16 protein-coding genes are annotated in these 18,157 nt (G+C 71.6%); 5 read left to right on the top strand and 11 right to left on the bottom strand.

The features are described 5' to 3' along the window. Positions 1-42: 42 nt before the first annotated feature. The 4 genes from ACIQNG_RS15605 to ACIQNG_RS15590 form a co-directional block, all read right to left on the bottom strand. Complete coding sequence (locus ACIQNG_RS15605; RefSeq protein ID WP_401428572.1) at positions 43-1,140, bottom strand: radical SAM protein; 1,098 nt, start codon at positions 1,138-1,140, stop codon at positions 43-45. A 99-nt stretch (positions 1,141-1,239) separates the two neighbouring features. Next, the gene (locus tag ACIQNG_RS15600) at positions 1,240-2,010 is read right to left on the bottom strand and encodes a carbohydrate ABC transporter permease (protein ID WP_401428570.1); all 771 of its coding nucleotides are present in this window, start codon (positions 2,008-2,010) and stop codon (positions 1,240-1,242) included. A 218-nt stretch (positions 2,011-2,228) separates the two neighbouring features. Next, the gene (locus ACIQNG_RS15595; protein WP_401485356.1) at positions 2,229-3,365 is read right to left on the bottom strand and encodes a carbohydrate ABC transporter permease; all 1,137 of its coding nucleotides are present in this window, start codon (positions 3,363-3,365) and stop codon (positions 2,229-2,231) included. Next, positions 3,355-4,647: an extracellular solute-binding protein gene (locus tag ACIQNG_RS15590; protein WP_401485354.1), complete on the bottom strand. Its 1,293-nt coding sequence runs from the start codon at positions 4,645-4,647 to the stop codon at positions 3,355-3,357. The genes ACIQNG_RS15595 and ACIQNG_RS15590 overlap by 11 nt, the downstream gene beginning before the upstream one ends. 195 nt (positions 4,648-4,842) lie before the next feature. Here ACIQNG_RS15590 and ACIQNG_RS15585 point away from each other — a divergent pair, with 195 nt between their 5' ends. Together ACIQNG_RS15585 and ACIQNG_RS15580 are read left to right on the top strand one after the other, a co-directional pair. Next, entirely contained in the window at positions 4,843-6,021 is a 1,179-nt protein-coding gene (locus ACIQNG_RS15585; protein WP_401428562.1) for a serine/threonine protein kinase, read from the top strand. 10 nt (positions 6,022-6,031) lie between these two features. Then, a complete protein-coding gene (locus ACIQNG_RS15580) occupies positions 6,032-6,826 on the top strand; it encodes an HAD family hydrolase (RefSeq protein ID WP_401485352.1) in 795 nt (264 codons plus the stop codon). 52 nt (positions 6,827-6,878) lie between these two features. Here ACIQNG_RS15580 and ACIQNG_RS15575 read toward each other — a convergent pair whose 3' ends face one another. Continuing rightward, complete coding sequence (locus ACIQNG_RS15575) at positions 6,879-8,321, bottom strand: N,N-dimethylformamidase beta subunit family domain-containing protein (RefSeq protein WP_401485350.1); 1,443 nt, start codon at positions 8,319-8,321, stop codon at positions 6,879-6,881. Between the two features lie 247 nt (positions 8,322-8,568). On the opposite strand from ACIQNG_RS15575, the gene ACIQNG_RS15570 reads away from it, so the two are divergent. Further along, the gene (locus ACIQNG_RS15570; protein WP_401428556.1) at positions 8,569-9,414 is read left to right on the top strand and encodes a class I SAM-dependent methyltransferase; all 846 of its coding nucleotides are present in this window, start codon (positions 8,569-8,571) and stop codon (positions 9,412-9,414) included. 31 nt (positions 9,415-9,445) lie between these two features. After that, positions 9,446-10,195 carry an N-acetyltransferase gene (locus ACIQNG_RS15565; RefSeq protein WP_401428554.1) on the top strand — a complete coding sequence of 250 codons (750 nt, stop codon included), beginning with the start codon at positions 9,446-9,448 and terminating at the stop codon, positions 10,193-10,195. 237 nt (positions 10,196-10,432) lie between these two features. Here ACIQNG_RS15565 and ACIQNG_RS15560 read toward each other — a convergent pair whose 3' ends face one another. Beyond that, positions 10,433-11,599: a hypothetical protein gene (locus ACIQNG_RS15560; protein WP_401485348.1), complete on the bottom strand. Its 1,167-nt coding sequence runs from the start codon at positions 11,597-11,599 to the stop codon at positions 10,433-10,435. 96 nt (positions 11,600-11,695) lie between these two features. Continuing rightward, positions 11,696-12,052: a hypothetical protein gene (locus ACIQNG_RS15555; RefSeq protein ID WP_401485346.1), complete on the bottom strand. Its 357-nt coding sequence runs from the start codon at positions 12,050-12,052 to the stop codon at positions 11,696-11,698. Between the two features lie 259 nt (positions 12,053-12,311). Between ACIQNG_RS15555 and ACIQNG_RS15550 the strand changes: the two genes are divergently transcribed. Continuing rightward, positions 12,312-12,836 carry a hypothetical protein gene (locus ACIQNG_RS15550; protein WP_401485344.1) on the top strand — a complete coding sequence of 175 codons (525 nt, stop codon included), beginning with the start codon at positions 12,312-12,314 and terminating at the stop codon, positions 12,834-12,836. 29 nt (positions 12,837-12,865) lie between these two features. On the opposite strand, the gene ACIQNG_RS15545 is transcribed toward ACIQNG_RS15550, so the two are convergent. The 4 genes from ACIQNG_RS15545 to ACIQNG_RS15530 all read right to left on the bottom strand — a co-directional run bounded on the left by ACIQNG_RS15545 (position 12,866) and on the right by ACIQNG_RS15530 (position 18,131). Beyond that, positions 12,866-14,728: a protein-arginine deiminase domain-containing protein gene (locus ACIQNG_RS15545; RefSeq protein ID WP_401485697.1), complete on the bottom strand. Its 1,863-nt coding sequence runs from the start codon at positions 14,726-14,728 to the stop codon at positions 12,866-12,868. 356 nt (positions 14,729-15,084) lie between these two features. Then, entirely contained in the window at positions 15,085-16,785 is a 1,701-nt protein-coding gene (locus ACIQNG_RS15540) for a SpoIIE family protein phosphatase (RefSeq protein ID WP_401485342.1), read from the bottom strand. 201 nt (positions 16,786-16,986) lie between these two features. Beyond that, positions 16,987-17,421 (bottom strand): VOC family protein, encoded by a 435-nt coding sequence (locus ACIQNG_RS15535; RefSeq protein WP_401428542.1) that lies wholly within the window; start codon positions 17,419-17,421, stop codon positions 16,987-16,989. A gap of 230 nt (positions 17,422-17,651) precedes the next feature. Further along, entirely contained in the window at positions 17,652-18,131 is a 480-nt protein-coding gene (locus ACIQNG_RS15530) for an iron chaperone (RefSeq protein ID WP_401485340.1), read from the bottom strand. Positions 18,132-18,157: the final 26 nt, after the last annotated feature.

Below are 18,157 nucleotides of genomic sequence, written 5' to 3'. Positions count from 1 at the left end.
CAGGGCACCCGGTTCGCCCCGCGTCACCCGACGCGGGGCGGCCTACAGGAAGGGGTCGTAGTCCTCGGCGTGGGGGACTTCGCCGGTTCCCTGGGCGATGCGCTCCAGTTCCAGGTTGGACGGGTGCCGCGCACAGTGGAAGCGGCAGTCCCGGCTGGGGTCGACGATGCCGCGGTCGGACTTCTGCCAGATGGTGGGCAGGTCGTCGGTGACCGCGTCGCCTATCTTGGCGAGCGGGTTGCCCCGGTGGTAGGCGCAGACGTACACCCCTGACGGGGTGATCAGGGTGCGCAGTTCGGCGACCCGGCAGCGGTGGTACTCCTTGGGCTGGACGGCCCCCGAGTGGCCGCGCAGCGAGGTGAGTGTGGACGAGTTGACGAGCTGGAAGGTGTCGCTCTCCAGCCGGGCGGCCTGCGCGAGTTGCTCGTCCACCGAGTCCAGGATGGACTGGGAGACCTGGATGATGTGGTGGTCGTCGTCGAACATGGCCTTGGTCTCGAAGTAGTCGCAGCCGATGTCGTGGGCGAGTTCGGCGGCGCGCAGCACCTCGGTGTGGTTGCTGACGACCCGGCCGTCGGGCTCCCTGCGGGACATGACGAGGAACGAGTAGCCGAGGGAGCCGGTCTTGGCCTCGGCGAGCAGCCGCATGTTCCCGATGACCTTGTCGAAGACACTGCGGCCCTTGCGGTCGGGCCGGAAGATCCCGTAGGTCTCGCGGGTGCCCGCGTCGATGGAGACGCGGACCCAGGAGGCGTACTGGGCCAGTTCGGTGAGGTTCTGTCCGATCATGGTGCCGTTGGTGACCACGCCCACGGCCAGTCCGGCTTCGCCGAGGATGCGTAAGACCTGGCGGGTTCCCCGGTGGGCGAGCGGCTCACCGCCGCCTATGAGGACGACGGCGCGCACGGACATGGCGACGAGTTCCTCGGCGAGCGCGGCCAGCCGGTCGGGGGTGAAGCGGCCCTGGTTGAGGAGCTTTCCGCTGATGCACTCGGGGCAGGCCAGGTCGCAGAAGGTGGTCGGGTCGAGGTCCACGACGAGTGGTGCGCTGGAGGGTGCGCCTGATGCGGCCTCAAGGACGCGCGGCCAGCCGGAGGGCTGGTGGAGCTTGGCCACGAGATCGAGGCGGTCGTGCGTCACGGATCCTCCTGAGAACGGTGAGTGGGGTACGAGACGCCGCCCGGCGGCCGTGCGGGTGTTGCGGTATGCCGGCGGGGGCTCCGTCTCCTGCGGCAGGGGTCACCCTTTGACCGCGCCGACGGCGAGGCCGGAGGCGATCCTGCGCTGGACGATGAGGAAGAAGACCACGACGGGCAGGGCGGTGAGGGTGGCGCCCGCCATGAGGCCGCCGTAGTCGGTGCCGAAGCTGGTCTGGAAGGAGACCAGCCAGATGCTGACGGTCTGCTTCTCCGGGGTGGACAGCAGGACGTAGACGAGGACGTACTCGTTCCACGCCTGTACGAGGGCGAAGACCGAGGTGGCGACGAGGCCGGGGGCGAGCAGCGGGAGCACCACCCGGCGGAAGGCGCCGAGGCGGGTGCAGCCGTCGACCATGGCCGCCTCCTCCAGTTCCACGGGGACGGCGACGATGAAGCCGCGCAGCATCCACACCGTGAACGGGAGGGTGAAGACGAGGTAGGTGAGGATGACGCCGGTGATGCTGTCGGTCATGCCGACGTCGTTGAGGAGGAGGTAGACGGGGATGATCAGGGCCGCGAGCGGGATCATCTGGACGGTGAGGATCACCAGGACGAACGCCTTGCGGCCGGCGAACCGGAAGCGGGCGAGGGCGAACGCGGCGAGGGTGCCGACGGCGAGCGAGACGACGACGGTGCCCAGTCCGATGACGACGCTGGAGCGGACGTTGGCCCAGAAGGTCTCGGTGCCGAGGGCCCGCGCGAAGTTGTCGAGGGTGGGTCGGCGGGGCCAGAACTCGGGTGGGAGGCTGAGGATCTCGGTGGCGGGCCGGAACGCGGTGAGCACCATCCAGTAGACGGGGAAGCCGATCACCGCGGCGACGAGCAGCCCGAGAAGGTCGTGGTGCAGCCGCGCCTTTCGCTCATGTCGCAGCCGTCCCGTTCGCTCGTGTGGCAGCCGCGCCGTCCGCTCATGTGGCAGCCGTCCCGTCCGCTCATGTCGCGGTCGCGCCGTCCGCTCGTGTCGCGGTCGCGCCGTTCGCTCGTGTGGCAGCCGCGCCGTCCGCTCATGTGGCCGCCGTGCCGTTCGCCTCACTCGATCTCTCCTGTCCTGAGCATCTGACGCAGGTAGACGACGGATCCGGCGAGCAGCAGTACGACGGTGACCAGGGCGATGGCGGCTCCGGTGCTGTAGCGGTTCACGGCGAAGGACTCGATGAAGGAGTAGACGCCGAGCAGGTAGTACTCCCGCTCGGGCTGGCCGCCGCGCATCAGCCAGATCTGGTTGAAGACACCGAAGGTCCAGATGGACATCAGGGTGGTGATCATGACGAACACCGGTTTGATGACGGGGAAGGTGACATGCCGGAAGACCTGGCGGGGCCGGCAGCCGTCGAGGACGGCGGACTCCTCCAGTTCGGGCGGCACCTGGGCGAGGGCCGCCCGCAGGGTGATCGCGGCGAACGGCAGCGAGCCCCACACCACGACGGCGGCGATGACGGCGAACCCCTGCCAGGGGTCGGTGAACCAGTTGTGCCGGGCCAGGTCGAGGCCGGGCAGGGCGGAGAGCGCCCAGTTCACCACGCCGTAGTCGGCGTCGAAGAGCCAGCGGAAGACGGAGGCGGCGACCATGACGGGCATGGCCCATACGGCGACCAGCACACCGGACATGACCGCCCGCACCCAGGGCGAGACACGGTGCATGAGCAGGGCGGTGAACATCCCGCACAGCAGGGTGAGGACGACACACACGACGGTGAAGGCCACCGTGCGGGCCACCACCGTCCAGAAGAACCCGTCGCCGAGGATCGTACGGAACTGGTCCAGTCCCACCCAGGGCGGTGAGGTGCCGCTGAAGAGCTGCTCACGGGTCATGTCCTGGAAGGCCAGGGTGAGCATGTCGAGGAGCGGATAGCCCAGGACGAGCACCAGGGCGAGGGCGGTCGGGCCGATCAGCAGATACGGCAGGAAGGGCAGCCGGCTCCGTCGCCGACCGGACCGGGCCACGGCGAGGTCACGATGCCGGGCGGCGCCCCCGGCACCATCTTTGCGGACCGGTGCCGCAGCCGGGGAACCCCCCGGGACCCCGGCCGTACCCGCGGCCGTGGCGGGGGTGCCGTCCCGGACGGCGCCGGGGACGGCGTCGAGCCCGGTCACCTCCGAGGGGTCGAGTCCGGTCACCTCCGAGGCGTCGGGCCCCACCGGCTGCGGCGCCCGCTCAGCGCTCATTGATCACTTCGTCGATCCGCTCGTCCGCCTCGCGGGTGGCCTCCTGGACGGACGCCTTGCCGGTGGCGATGCGTTCGAGCATCTCGGGGAGGATGTTGGACTTCTCCACCGAGGTCCAGCCCGGGGCGAGGGGGGTGACCCAGCCCCGGGTGGCGGCCTGGGCGGCGGGGCCGTTGATGCCGCCGGCGGCCACGTCGGCGAGCTGGTCGGTGTTGTTGGGCAGGGTGTTGGCCTCGATGAGCTGCTGCTGTGACTGCCGGTCGGTGAAGAGCCGGATCCACTCGGAGGCCAGTTCCCGCTGGGTCGACTTGGCCGGCACGGCGAGGGTGGAGCCGCCGAGGAACGGTGGCAGGAGCTTCCCCGACGGGCCGGGGAAGGCGAAGGTGGCGAACTTGCCCTTCAGTTTCGGGTCCCCGCCCGAGCGGCTGTCGGCGGCGGCCTCGGCCTCCCAGGTGTTGCCGTAGAAGACACCGACCCGGCCCTGGCCCACGACGGCCGGCTGATCGCCGTTGTCCTTGGCGCGATCACCGCGGTAGTAGGTGTCGATCAGCCCTTTCCAGGTGGTGAGGCCGGCGACGGAGGCCGGTTCGGACAGGGCCCCCTTCCAGCGGTCGCCGTCCTTGACCGCCATCTCGCCGCCCGCGTCCTTCACGAAGCCCATGGCCGCGGACCAGTAGCGGCCGGGCAGGTAGAGGGCGGAGAAGTTCGGGTTGTCGGCGCCCAAGGAGTCCTTGAGCCGGTCGAGGGCGGAGATCAGCTCCGGATAGCTGCCCGGGGCCTCGTCTATGCCCGCCTCGGTGAAGTAGTCGGTGCGGTAGACGCCGACCCGGGCGCCCGCGTAGTAGGGCACACAGTAGGTCCGGCCCTCCGACTCGCAGGCGTCGGACAGCGCGGGCAGCCACCGGTCCGACTGCTCGAAGCCGGCCGGGTCGAGCGGGGCGAACGCGCCGTTGATGATGTAGTTGGTGGTCTCGCTGTTGCCCATCTCCACCACATCGGGCACTCCACGCCCGGCGAGCACGGCGTCCAGCTTCTGGTTCTTGGTCGTCCATTGCTGGTACTGGATGTCCACCTCGACCCCGGGATGCTTCTCGGCGAAGCGGTCGTTGACCGAATCCACCAGCTCCGGCCAGCTCTCCCGGGCGTCGACTGCGAGCCACACTGTCAGCTTTCCGTCGTCGCCGGAGCCACCGCCCTGTGTGCCGCCGCCACCGCATCCGGCTGCGGTCACCGACAGCAGGAGCGCCAGAACAGCAGGTCGGCGGGACATGCGAAGGGCCATGGATTCCTCCTGTGGGCTTCGGCGACGGTCAAGTGCCTACCCCGCAGTCACTCGGACCTCGCGGCGACGCGCGCATTCGGCCGGAAGACGCCGGTGGCTGTCCCACGAAGGGCACAGCACCTTGACGCCGGACGAGTGGCACCCGAAGGTTGGGCCTTTGTGTCACCCACACGACCCCCATCGAAGGGCTTGTACGTGACCGAACAGACCACGACCGTGCCCGGTACGACCCCGACCCCGAACCCGGAACGACCCCTGCGGGTCAACGCGTGGAACGGCTGGGACGCCCTGCGCCATGTGATCGTCGGCCGGGCCGAGGGCACGGTGGTCCAGGCACCCGAGCACGCGGTGCGCCGTGACTACCCCTCCGACGGATTCCCGCTGGGCACGTACGGCCCCATGCCGGCGGACATGGTCGCCGAGGCCGAGGAACAGCTCGACGACTTCTCCGAGATGCTGCGCCGCCGCGGTATCCGGGTGGACCGCCCCACCCCGATCGACTTCACCCAGCGGGTGAGCACCCCCGAGTGGACCCAGGACTCGATGTTCGGCTGCATGCCACCGCGCGACCTGCTGCTGACGGTCGGCAACGAGGTCCTGGAAGCCACCATGTCCTACCGCAGCCGCTGGCACGAGTACCTGTGCTACCGGCCCGTGCTGCAGAGCCTGTTCGACGCCGACGAGCGGATGCGCTGGGAGGCGGCGCCCAAGCCGCGGCTCACCGACGCCTCGTACCACACCGGGTTCTGGGACACGTACAACGACCTGCCGACCGAGGAGCAGCTGGCCCGGGTCCGTGACTACGACCTGGTGCTGACGGAGGCGGAGCCGCTCTTCGACGCGGCGGACGTGGCCCGCTTCGGCAAGGACCTGTTCGTCCAGCTCTCGTTCGTCACCAACCGCAGCGGCTACCAGTGGCTCAAGCGCCACTTCCCCGACCACCGGGTGCACGCGGTGACCTCCACCAACACCCATCCGCTGCACATCGACGCGACCTGGGTGCCGCTGCGTCCGGGGCTGGTGCTGCACTGCGGCGAGCGGCTCGCGGACGCCGAGCTGATGGAGTTCTTCAAGCTCAACGACTGGGAGATCATCGAGGCGGTGCAGCCGGCGAGCTGGGACCATCCGCCGAAGCTGTCGTTCTGCAGCCCCTGGCTCGCCGGGAACATGCTGAACCTGGACGAGAACACCCTCTGCATCGAGGAGAAGGAGGTCCGGCTGGCGGAGCAGTTGTCGGCGTACGGCTTCGAGATCGTCCCGGTGCCGTTCCGGGCGGTGGGGCCGTTCGGCGGCGGGCTGCACTGCGCGACCGTCGACATCGAGCGGGAGGGGTCGCTCCAGGACTACTTCCCCCGCCGCTACGGCCGGTACTGAGACCGGGCCGGTGACGGACGCATCCGCCGGGCCGGTGGCCGAGGCGGTCGGGGGGCCGTCGTCCCAGGTCCGGGCCGTCGTCTTCGACTTCTACGGGACGCTGGCCCGGATGGTGGAGCCGCTGCCGCCCGACCATCGTGCGATCTTCGAGCGCCGGGGCCTCACCGCCCAGGCCGCCCGCTGGGGCGACCAGTGGGCGGTGGGGCCCGGCGAGGGCGAGGAGCACACGGCGCACTCGGTCAGCGAGGCGGCGTACACGGGCTGGGAGCGCGACCGGCTGCGCCGCAGGGCACGTGCCTGCGGTGTGCCGGACGCGGCGCTGGACGGTCTGGTCGAGGAGATCGACCACGCCATGAAGGCACTCCGTCTCAGGCTCTACGACGAGGTCCTCGCGGTCCTCGCCGGGCTGCGCGGCGCCGGACTGCTCGTCGGCGTGTGTTCCAACTGGTTCTGGGATCTGGAGGAGTGTCTGACGGAGGTCGGCGTCGGCGCGGCGGTCGATGTGGTGGTCGGCTCGGCACGGGCGGGCGCGCGCAAGCCGCACCCGCTCATCTACCGGACCCTGCTCGACCGGTGCGGGCTGCCGCCCGGGCAGGTGCTGTTCGTCGGCGACATGTGGGAGCCGGACGTACGGGGCCCGCTCGCCGCGGGCATGTCCGCCGCGCATCTGTGCCGGGCGGATCCGGCGGTCCGCGGATCCCGGCCGCCGCTGCCCGCGGGGGCGGCCAGGATCCGTTCACTGACCGAGCTGGGGGAACTGCCCGGACTGAGAGGACTGCCCGGACTGAGGGGACTGGCGAACTGAGGGGACCGGCGAACTGAGGGGACTGGACTGAGGGGACTGCCGCGGATCTGGTTCACGGGGTCGGGGTGCGGTGCCGCAGCCGGTCCAGGAGGTTCCGGGTGACCTGGACGACCGCGGCGTCCTGTTCCTGACCGCACACCACGGGCCAGTCGGTGGTACCGGCCGTGAACACGGTGCCACCGGCGGTGTACAGGCCCATGGTGGCGGCCCGGGGGCTGGTGCTGTCCGGCTCGCGCACCGGGCCGTTCCAGTGGCCCCACTTGAAGTGGTGGAAGTCCTCGTGGACCGGGTCGAGGACATACAGACCGAGGATGAGGAAGGAGGTGGGCGTGCCGTCCGCGCCGGTGGCACGGGCGGTGCCCCGCTCGTCGTGGGCGAAGGCGGCACCGTCGCACTCGTAGCCGATGAGGGCGGTTCCCGCGCCGAGCCGGTCGGGTTCCGTCCCGTCGGATCCGTCGCGCAGTCCGGTGCCGGCGTAGAGCCAGTGGTCGGCGTGCTGGACGGTGTATCCGACCCGTGGGCGGTCGCCGGGCCATTCGGTGCTCGGCCACATTCCGCCGTTGCGGAAACTCACTCCGGTGAGGGAGTTCTCCGGCCGGCCCACTCCGCCGGGCGGCGGCGCCCACCATTGGTCGGTGGCGGGGAGATGCGGATAGTCGTCCCCGACATGGTGGTCGGTGTCGGAGACGAAGGCGGAGTTCTCGTCGGCCGGATGAATCCGCCACCAGCAGGTGTTGGCGCTGAGGAAGGCGATGTTCCCGCCGTCCCGGACGAACCGTTCGGCATGGCCGCGCATGGCGGCGCTCCAGTATTCGTCATGGCCGACACTGAGCAGCAGGTCGTAGTGGGAAAGAAGTTCGGGATCCTCGTGCAGGTCGAGATCGGTGCAGAATTCGACCGGATAGCCGTTGCGTTCCAGCCAGGCGATGAAGGGGGCGTCCCAGTAGGCGAGATCGATGATCCCGCCGGGCCGGTGCAGGCTGACCTTGTGCCCGCGCGGGGAGCCGTCGGCGCCGGGCAGGTACACGGGGTCGTCGTAGAGGCTGGCGCCGCGGGCCCCGCCGGCCCCGCCCGGCCGGTCGGCGCGGTTGTAGGCGTGCCGGGTGTAGGTCGACTTCTTGTACAGGATGCGGGAGCGGCTGCCCGCCCGCCGGGGCCGAACGACGAAGAACTCGCGGGCGGGGCCTTCGAGTCCGGCGGCGTCGAGCACGGGTGCCTCGTCCTCGCCGTCCGGTGGGTCCGCCACGAACTGGACGAGGTGCATGCCGGGCGTCCAGTCCTCGGGGACGGGCAGGGCGAGGGCCGGCCAGCGCCAGTCGTGCGCGGGGGACGCCCGGCCGGGGACGGCGTCGGGGTGCGGGGGCGGAAGGTGCGCCGAACCGGGGAACCAGTCGGTCTCGAAGAGCAGTTCCAGTTCCTCGCCCAACCGGTAGAACCTCAGCCGGAATCGGGCCGCGTCGGTGGAGACATGGACCGTCACCTCTCCCCCGGACACAACGCTTTCCCGGCCAAGATACCCCTCTATCATTCCGCCTCCTGAAATCAGAACCGGCCATTCCGAATGTGTCATTCGAGGCCACTACGGCCGGTCATGTTAGAGACGCAGGGAATGCGCGGGCAATGGTGCCGTGAACCGGCCAATCGGAGCCCCCTTTCGGACAGTGCGCGAGATGGCCGAATTTTTACCCGCTCAGCCGGGTACGGCGGAATTCGGCCTAACCGGCGATCGAATAGGGGCTCGCATGAGCGGTGCATTCCGTGCACGGGAACTGGTACTGGGAATCGAAGGGCTCGCCCTGCTGCGGCACGCCATGGACGCGGACGAGGCGTTCCTGCGACAACGGGTCGCGGACATCCGCCGCTTCGCCTCGGGTGACGACGCGCTGCCGGGCGAGGGCGACACCGTCAGCGAGTTGGACGCCGCCGAGGGCTACGCCTCCTGGTCGACGGTGTACGACTCGCTGCCCAGCTCGTACATCGAGGTGGAGGAACCCGTCGTCCACGCGATCCTGGACACCCTCCCGGTGGGTGACGCCCTCGACGCCGCCTGCGGCACCGGGCGCCAGACCGGTGCCCTGGTCGCGCGCGGACACCGTACGACCGGGGTGGACCAGTCGCCGGAGATGCTGGCCAAGGCCAAGGAGCGGGCTCCGGAGGCGGTGTACCAGGTCGGGCATCTGGAGAGCCTCCCGCTGGACGACGACTCGGTCGACCTCGCCGTCTGCACCCTGGCCATGACCCATCTCGCCGATCTGACGGCGGGGGTGGCCGAGCTGGCCCGGGTGGTGCGGCCGGGCGGGCGGATCGTCGTCTCCGACATGCATCCGTTCGTGATCGCCCTCCAGGGGCAGTGTGTGTTCGTGCACGGCGGTGACCGGCTGGCCTTCGTCCGCAACCATGTGCATCTGCCGGGCCGGTATCTGGAGGCGTTCACGTCGGCGGGGCTGCGGGTGCGGGGCTGCCATGAGCCGCTCTTCAACGGGCGGCTGGCGCCGGGCGGTTACGAGGAGCACATCGCCGACGCCGCCCGCGCGGCCTGGGACGGACTTCCGGCGGTCGTGGTGTGGGACGTCGAGGTCCCCGTGTAGCTGCCAGCCGGGAGCGGAGAAGGAGGAGCCGATGGCCCTGACCGTGCTGACCTATGCGGAACGCCCCGAGCTGTGGGACCGCATGCCCGAGCGGTTCGCGGGCGTCATCCCCGAGTACAACCTGCACGGCGACATCAACGACACCTACTGGGACCGGCTGTTCAAGGACTTCCCGGAGTACCAGTTCGTTCTGTACGACGACGAGAAGGAGGTCGTCACGGGTGCGGGACGCTCACTGCCCCGCACCTGGGACGGCACGGCCGCCGACCTCGGCCCCGGTCTGGACGATTCGATCGACCGGGCCTTCACGGACGCCACCGAGGGGCGGACCCCGGGCGCGCTGGTCGCCCTGGGCATCGAGGTGACGGAGGACCACCAGCGCCGGGGGCTGTCCGCGCTGCTGCTCGGCGGGATGCGCGAGGTGGCGCGGCGGGCGGGGCTCGGCACGGTCCTCGTCCCGGTGCGGCCCACCTGGAAGGACCGCTACCCGCTGGTGCCGATCGAGCGGTACGCGACCTGGACGCGGCCTGACGGGCTCCCCTTCGACCCGTGGATCCGCACCCAGGTCGGTGCCGGGGGCGCGATCGCCGGGGCGTCGGAGCGCTCGTCGCGGATCACCGGGACGGTCGCCGAGTGGGAGAGCTGGACCGACATGGCCTTCCCCGAGGACGGCGCCTACGTCTTCCCTGGCGGCCTCTCCCTGCTCACGGTGGACCGGGGCCGGGACCGGGGCTCCTACTGGGAACCCGCGGTCTGGATCACCCACCCGAGCACCACCTGACCGATCCGTCCGGTCGGCCGGGTCGGCGCGGCCGGCCTGTTCGGCCCGGTCGGCCCGGTCGGCCTGTTCGTCCCGCCTGGCCTGTTCAGCCCGGTCGGCCGGTCGGCCCGGTCGGCCCGGTCGGCCCGGCTGGCCTGTTCGGCCCAGTCAGCCCAGTCGGCCCTGTCAGCCCATTCGGCCCGTTCGGCCCGTTCAGCCCGGTCAGCCCGGTCAGCCCGGTCAGCCCAGTCAGCCCAGTCAGCCCGGCGGGAGGTGTTCCCCCGCGTCGACCGCGGTCCACGCGAGCGCCGACATCAGTCGGACCTCGTCCGGTCCGGCCTCGGGGCGGCGCTCGGGCGGCAGCCCGGCGGGCCCCGCGGTCGAGACCGCGGCGTTCCGCAGCCGGTCGAGGACGTCCCGCGGCACATCGTCCGACGGGGCGGCGGGCGCTCCGCCGGGGGTGTCACCCAGCGCGGCCGGCGCGATGGCCTCGTCCGTGCTCGCGAGCGTCGCACGGGCCGCCGCCGCTCGGTGGCCCAGGAGCAGGCAGTGGATCCACAGTTCCTCGGCGAACTCGGGTCCGAACCGGTCGGCCACGTCGGCCGCGAGGTCCTTCGGCATGCCGTCCGACATCGCGTCCCGTACGGCGTCCTCGGTGAGGCCCGTCGCGGGCAGGGCGTCGGTCCAGCGGTGGTGGCCGCGTCCGCCGTCCGGACCCCGCTCCTGGCCGACGAGCCGCACATACCCCTCGCCGTACCGCATGTACGGGATCCACCCCGGGTCCTCCAGGACGCGGCCCCGGTCGAGCAGGGGCCCGGCGTCCTCGGCGGCCGTGGGGCACACGGCGAGCCGAATGCCCTGCGCGGCATGGCCGTTGATGCTGCTGGTGCCGATGTGCTCCACCACGTTGGGTACGGCGATCAGGCTCATCCGGCCGCGCGCGCGGAAGAAGACCGAGAACTGCTCGTCGTCGTGCCGCTCGGCGCTGCCGGTGGCGAACCGCCGGAACTCCTCGGCCGTCCCGGCCGGCAGGCACACGGCGAGCGACGGGGTGAACTCGTCCGGCACGGCCCGTACCCACGCGGCACCCGCGAGCGCCGCGAGCCGGGCGGCACCGCCGTTGCGGGCATGCCAGTTGGTGTAGAAGACGAGCGCCTCGTCGGGGAAGCGGGCCGCCGCGCGGCCGACGAGTTCCAGCAGGGTCGGCGGGGCGGACACGTCGTCCTGGACGACGAGATGGTGACCGGCCCGGGCGGGGTCCGCCGCCGCCCACGCGACCAGGGCCGTCCGCAGCGCCGAGGGCGGGCCGTCGGGGTCGGGGTCGAGCGCCAGTCCGTCCAGCCGGAGGAGATCGGCCAACTCCCGTGCCTGCGCCAGACGTTTGGGGTGGGTCATGACCGCCGAGCTCACGCGCACTGTCGTCACCAGCACTCCCTCATGATCGGTGTCGCGGCCATGCTGTCAGACGACACGCTCGGCCACGCCCGTGCGACAGGTCTTGGCCGGTTCCCCACGGTCGGGTCAGTACCGCTGGCGGGTTCCCCAGCGGGAGCGGGCGAGCGGCTCCCCGTCGGTCAGATAGCGGACGGCGGCATGACCGCGCGTCCCGGGCCCGCCCGCCTCCACCCCACGGCACCTCGCCCCACCCTGCGCCGCATCGCTCCGCGCCACCCCACCCGGTCCCGCATCGCTCCGCGCCGCCTCGTCGTCCGCGGCCCGGACCAGCGGCCTGACGGCCAGCCAGCACAGGACGGCGAACACCTCCACACCCACCGCGAGGACGAGCGGCAGTGTCTCTCCGACGCCCAGCGCCGTCACCGCCCCCACCCCCACGGGCAGCACCACCAAGCCGACGAGAAGGCGTCCACCCACGCTCATCCTGGCTCCCCACTCGACCGTCGCGCCCGCGACAGCCTTTGCCGCTGTGACGAGTGAACGGCCAAGCCACCTCCGCTGTAACGGCGTAAACGGGTCACACCGCGTCCGGTCCCGGCCGGTCCACCACCTCTTGGCGTCACCGATAACACCTATGGCGCCATTCTCACTCGTAATGGCGCCATACATGTGCCATGATGGCGTAGTCGGCAGCGCCCCGGTGGGGCGCGGTGGCTGGGGCAGGCATCGGAGGGGGCGGGTCATGGAGACGGTGCGGGAAGAGCGGCAGACGGCACCCGGGGCGTTCGTGGCCTTCGCCCGGTTCGTGCTCTGCGGGGGCGGGTTGGGGATCGTCTCCAGCCTCGCCGTCGCGGGACTGGCCGCCCGGGTCCCGTGGATGCTGGCCAACGCGGTGATCACCGTCGTCTCCACGCTCCTCGCCACCGAGCTGCACGCCCGGTTCACTTTCGGGGCGGGCGGACGGGCGACGTGGCGCCAGCATGTGCAGTCGGCGGGCTCGGCGGCAGCCGCGTACGCGGTGACCTCCCTGGCGATGCTGGGCCTGCGGGCGGGGGTGGCGGAGCCCGGCGCGATGCTGGAGCAGACCGTCTACCTGTCCGCCTCCGCGCTCGCCGGGGTGGGACGGTTCGTGGTGCTGCGGCTCCTCGTCTTCGCCCGGAGCCGGGCGGACGGCGCCACCGTACGGCCCGCCCCGTCCGCCCGACCCGTGCCCGCCGGGGTGACGCGCACCCCGGTCACCGGCCCCGCGCTCTGCCGCGCCGCCTGAGCGACGCCGCCCTCACGGGGCCGGCACCATCAGCGGCCGGCGGGCCACCACGCGGGGGTCGCCCGCAGGGTGTTGGTCCCGCAGTGCACCTCACCCTGGCCCTTGTGGTACGTGTGCCAGTCGTCGAGGTACACGGTGGTGAACCCGGCCTTGCGGTACACCTCCTCGACCGCCTTGCCGAAGACATCGCGTCCGCCGATCACCGGACCCCACTGCTTCGCGGCGAGATAGCGGTTGGGGCTCAGCACGACCCCGTTGACCGCCCCCGGCACATAGGCGGACGTCTGGATGGTCGACGGCGCTGCCGCGTCCCGTCCCCGGGGCCCCGACGGCGCCCCGTCCAACTGGCTCTGCCCGTCCCACGTCCCGGGGCCCAGCCGCTGCAGCTCACCGGAGTTGGTCACCGCCGGGTCGCCCGCGTTGCCTTCCTGCGAGGTCCTGCTGTACAGGGACGGTACCCGGACGATCTCGGCGTCGGTGACGCCCGTCTCGCGCTTGATGATCTCCAGATTGGCCTTGATCCGCTCGGCGGCGTGCCGGTTGCCGGCCAGGAACTCCTGGGACCCGAGCACGTCGTCGATGGTGTCCTTGGGGGCGGGCCTGTCGCGCCCCTGGGAGGGGATGGAGAACATCCGCTTCGCCCCGTGCCCCTCACGCTGGGCCTTGCGCAGCAGGTCGAGGCCCGCGTCCGGGTCGGCTATCCCGACGCGCCAGCCGCGCGGGGTGTCGGCGGGCAGGAACTGGATGAACTCGTCGACATGGCCGACCTCAAGCCATGAGGTGTCGAGCAGCAGCGGCGACTGCATGCCCTGGGCCCGCAGGAAGTCGGTCATCTTCTTCGCGGGCTTGGCGCCGGAATCCTTGCGCTGGCCCATGATGATCCGTCCGGCGGGGAAGTCCTTGCCCGCGTGCCGGTGGGGCGGGATCGTCTCCAGGTTGCCCATGGAGTTCAGCGACCATTCCCCGCTCCGGGGGGAGTTCGCGACCTGGACGACCGCCACCCCGGGGCCGCGCAGCTTCTCGTACAGCTCCCGGCCCGCCTCGCGGTCGGGCTGTGCGGAGCGGATCAGCACCCGCATGGTCTGGGGCTTGCCGCCCGGCCCGGGCATGGCGGTGTAGCCGGGCTCGAAGAAGTCCTGCGCCCAGATGTCTCCGTACTTGGTGAACTTGCCCAGCGGCTTGTTGATCCCGGCGGCCCGCACGATCTCGCCGAGCCTCTTGACGAACTTCCGCTGCTCCCGGTCGCCCGCTGTCTCGGTGACCATCACCTGCTTCGCCCGCTGAAGGTGATGGTGGGTGAGGACCGGGGCCACCCGCAGGGTGACCTGGTCGGAGCTGGTGGCACCGTTCTGCGAGACGGCCAGCCGCAGGGTGATCCGGCCGTCCCAGACCGCCGCGTCCCGCATCACGTCCTTGGCCTCCACGCCGAGTTCGACCCCGCGCCGGAGTTCGCCGGCCGTCAGCCGGTCCCCGGCCCGCAGCTGCTTCCAGGCGCCCGAGCGCTTGACGAACACCCGCGCCTTCGACGCGCCGGCGCCCACGGCCTTGACGGTGCCGGTGGCGTTCGCCGCCACGCCGGGCTGCGGGACACTGCGCACCTTGGCGAGATCGCGCGCGTCCGCGGCCCCGTTGACGATGCCGTCGGAGGCGTCGTTGCAGGAGACGAGCCGGGCGTCCGACAGGGGCCGACCCCGGGCGTCGCGGACGGGACAACGCCGTGAGTCGTCGTCGATGTTGGGCAGGGCAACCGCCCCGCGCGACGCCGTCCAGCCGTCCTCCCCGGCCTGGTCGGAATCGCCCCTCACATCCACCCGGCCGTCCCGGTTGACGTCGGCCCTCAGATCGGGCCCCGGGGACGGTGCCGCCGTCGCCCCGGTGATCCCGGTGGTCATCAGCGCCCCGGCCACGGCTGTGGCGACGGCGAGCCCTCTGCGGTTATTGACCTGCACGAACAGTTCCTTCCTCGCGATGACCCCCGTGTGCCCCCCGTCCAGTCCCCGTCCAGTCCCCGTGTGGTCCCCGTGTGATCCACGTGTTGATCCACGTGTTGATCCCGTGTGATCCCGTGTGATCTTTCTGGGACCCCCATGGGCCCCGCGGGACCCCGCCGGAGGGGACGGTGGCCGCAGCCGGCCGCACCCTCCCGGGACGTCCACAAGCGAAGAGGGCAGAAACGCCGGGTCCGTTCAGCGTCATCGCGAAGAAGTCCGGCGCGCTCAGTGCGAAGCCGGTTCACCTACGGGCTGTCTCAGCCCTCCGGCGTACGCAGCGCCAGCAGCGCCACGTCGTCCTCGTTCGCCGACGACCGTACGCGGTGCAGGAGTTGGTCGGTGAACGGGCTCAGGGAGCGGTGGGCGAGGGCGGCGCCGTGCCGGCGCAGCCGGTCCAGGCCCTCGTCCAGGGTGTGGCCCGGGGCCTCGATGAGGCCGTCGGTGTAGAGGACCAGGGTGGAGCCCGGCGGGAGGATCGCCGTGGCGTCGGTGCGGGGCAGTTCCGCGCCGCTGCCCAGGAGGATGTCATGGCCGTCGGTGAGATAGTCGGCGACACCGTCGTGGCTGATCAACAGGGGCGGCGGATGGCCCGCGTTGGTCCAGGAGAGCCGCCAGCAGCCGTCGGCGTCCGGCTCGATCCTGGCGAAGATCATGGTCGCCATGGAGACATCGGTGATGTGCTGGAGCGCCTCGTCGAGGCGGGCGACGATCCGGCTGGGCGGCTCGTCCGCGGACCAGGCGTAGGCGCGCAGCATGTTGCGTATCTGGGCCATGCCCGCCGCGGCCTCCAGGTCGTGCCCCACGACGTCCCCCACGGCCAGCGCGGTCGAGCCGTCGGCCAGCCGGAAGGCGTCGTACCAGTCGCCGCCGACCTGGGAGGCGTCGGGCGCGGCCAGATAGCGGACCGCCATCCGCAGATCCGGTACGCGGGGCATCTGGGGCAGCAGATGCTTCTGCATGGTCTCGGCGACGGTGCGCTGCCGCTGGTAGAGACGGGCGTTGTCCAGGGAGAGCCCGACCCGGCGGGCTATGTCCTCCAGCAGGGAGAGATCCGTGGGCGTGAAGGGGGCCGGGTTGTCGGCCCGGCCCAGGGTCACCGCGCCGAGCACCGCGCGGGTGCTGCGGATCGGTGCGATCGCCGCGGAGTGGATGCCCGTGACGTCGAAGAGCCGGCGCTGTTCGACGGCGAGGCCCGAGTCCGGTGTCCCCCGGTAGGTCTGCGGGCCCGTGAGGGTGGCCGCGACCCCGCGCAGGGCCCGGGAGAGCGGCATCGTGGACTCCTGCGAGACCGGTGGCATCGGCCCCTGGAGGTCCTCGCGGTGCACCACCTCGTCACCGTCGCCGTGGACCACCAGGCTGCGCCACACCTCGTCGCGCTCGGTGATCAGGTCCACGACCGCCCAGTCCGCGAGCCGGGGCACGATCAGCGCCGCCAGCCGGCGCAGCGCCTCGTCCACGTCGAGGGTGGAGGTGAGCTGGGTGGTCGTCTCGGCCAGCAGCGCCAGCCGCTCCAGTTCGGGCAGGGCCTCCTCGGGCGGCTCCGTACCCTCCTCGGCCCGGGGCGCCGGCTCGGGCGCGTGGAAGACGACCAGCGTGCCGGAGGTGCCGTCACCGAACGCGTACGGCGTGACCAGCCACGAGATCCGCAGCAGCGAGCCGTCGCCGCAGGCGAACCAGTCCTCGTCGGCCTGGGCCGTGCCGCCGGTGTGGAAGGGCCGCCGCATGCTGCACTGGGTCCTCGGCAGTTCCTGGCCGTGGGGTCCGCGGTGCAGCAGGTCGTGCGCGTCGTGTCCGACGAGTTCCCCGGCGGAGCGGACCAGCAGCCGCTCGGTCCGCCGGTTGACCGCGAGGATGCAGCCCTGCTCGTCCACCACGTAGGCCCCGGTGCCGATGGCCTCCAGCGCGCAGATCACGTCGGCGGACACTCCCGGCACGGACCGCCCCTGGACGGCACCCATGCTTCCTGAGCCTGCCACGCCCCCGCCCCCTCGTCCATCGGACCGCCCGCCGCCGCTGCTTTCCATCGGTGCCCGGCCCTCCACCCCTGCCGATGACGTCGTACGGTCATGGCCGACGACGTCGTACGCTCACGGAGCGCCGCCGTCCGTATGCTCGGCGCACGGCAGCGTACCCCCGCCCGGCGCCGCGCACGGCACCGATCACGGGACTGGCACACCCGGCCCGGGGACGTCGTCGGGGTACCAGCGCAGTTCGACGGTGTTGCCGTCGGGGTCACGGACGTAGACCGAGGTCGCCTCGCCCCGGGCGCCGAAGCGCCGCACCGGGCCCTCCAGCACGTCCAGGACGCCGGTGGCGATGACCTCCTGCCAGTCCAGGGGGTCGACCACCAGACAGATGTGATCGACGTTCGCGTCCGACCTGGGGCCGCTGACCAGGTCGATGATGGTGCGCGCCGAGACCCGGGCGGAGGGGAAGGGCACTGTGCCGGCCCGCCACGCGTCCACCCGTACCGGCTCCAGTCCGAGCACCCCGCAGTAGAAGTCCAGGGACCGCTCGACCTCCGCGACGTTCAGCACGACGTGATCGAAGTCCCGCACTCGGAAGTGCGCCGGGAGCGTGGGGCGGGGGTTCATGGATCCGACTCCTCATCGTCCGGTCGGCACCGTGGTCGGCACCGTCGCGATGAGCCCCACGATCCCACCCCGGCGGTCCGCGAACCGGCGATCACCTGCTGGGTGACCAGGGTGAAGCTCGTACCGGGGGGGGGAGGGTGAGAGGGACGACGGCGGCCACGGATCCGAGGAGCTGCTGCCACTGCGCGGTACGGGACGGGGGACCGTGTGCCGTCGTGTCCGCGGTGCGTTCAGCCGGCCGCCTTGCGCACCAGCGCGGCGATGGTCTTCTCGTGCGCCGCCGTCAGCTCGGTGACGGCGAAGGCGGTGGGCCACAGGGTGCCGTCGTCGAGCCGGGCCGAGTCGTCGAAGCCCAGGGTGAGGTAGCGGGACTTGAACTTGGCGGCGGCCTGGACGAAGCACAGCACCTTGCCGTTCTTGGCGTAGGCCGGCATGCCGTACCAGAGCTTGGGTGTCAGCTCGGGGGCGTTCTCCTTGATGAGGGTGTGCAGCCGCTCGGCGATGACCCGGTCCTCGTCGGGCATCTCGGCGATCTTCTCCAGGACGGCGGCCTCGGCGTCGGCCTTGGTCCGCCGCTTCCCGGTGCGGGTGGCCTTCAGCTCCTGGGCGTGCTCCTTCATCGCGGCGCGCTCGTCGTCGGTGAACCCGTCGTACGCGCCACCCTTGGCGGCGGCCTTCTTCGCGGCCTTCGGGTCCTTGGTGTCGTCCATGGGGGTGGCCCTTCCGTGGTGACCGG

It is taken from the genome of Streptomyces sp. NPDC091377 (assembly GCF_044757045.1).
Lineage (GTDB): Bacteria > Actinomycetota > Actinomycetes > Streptomycetales > Streptomycetaceae > Streptomyces.
The sequence above is the reverse complement of the archived record's forward strand: the minus strand, read 5'-3'. Positions and strand labels throughout refer to the sequence as shown.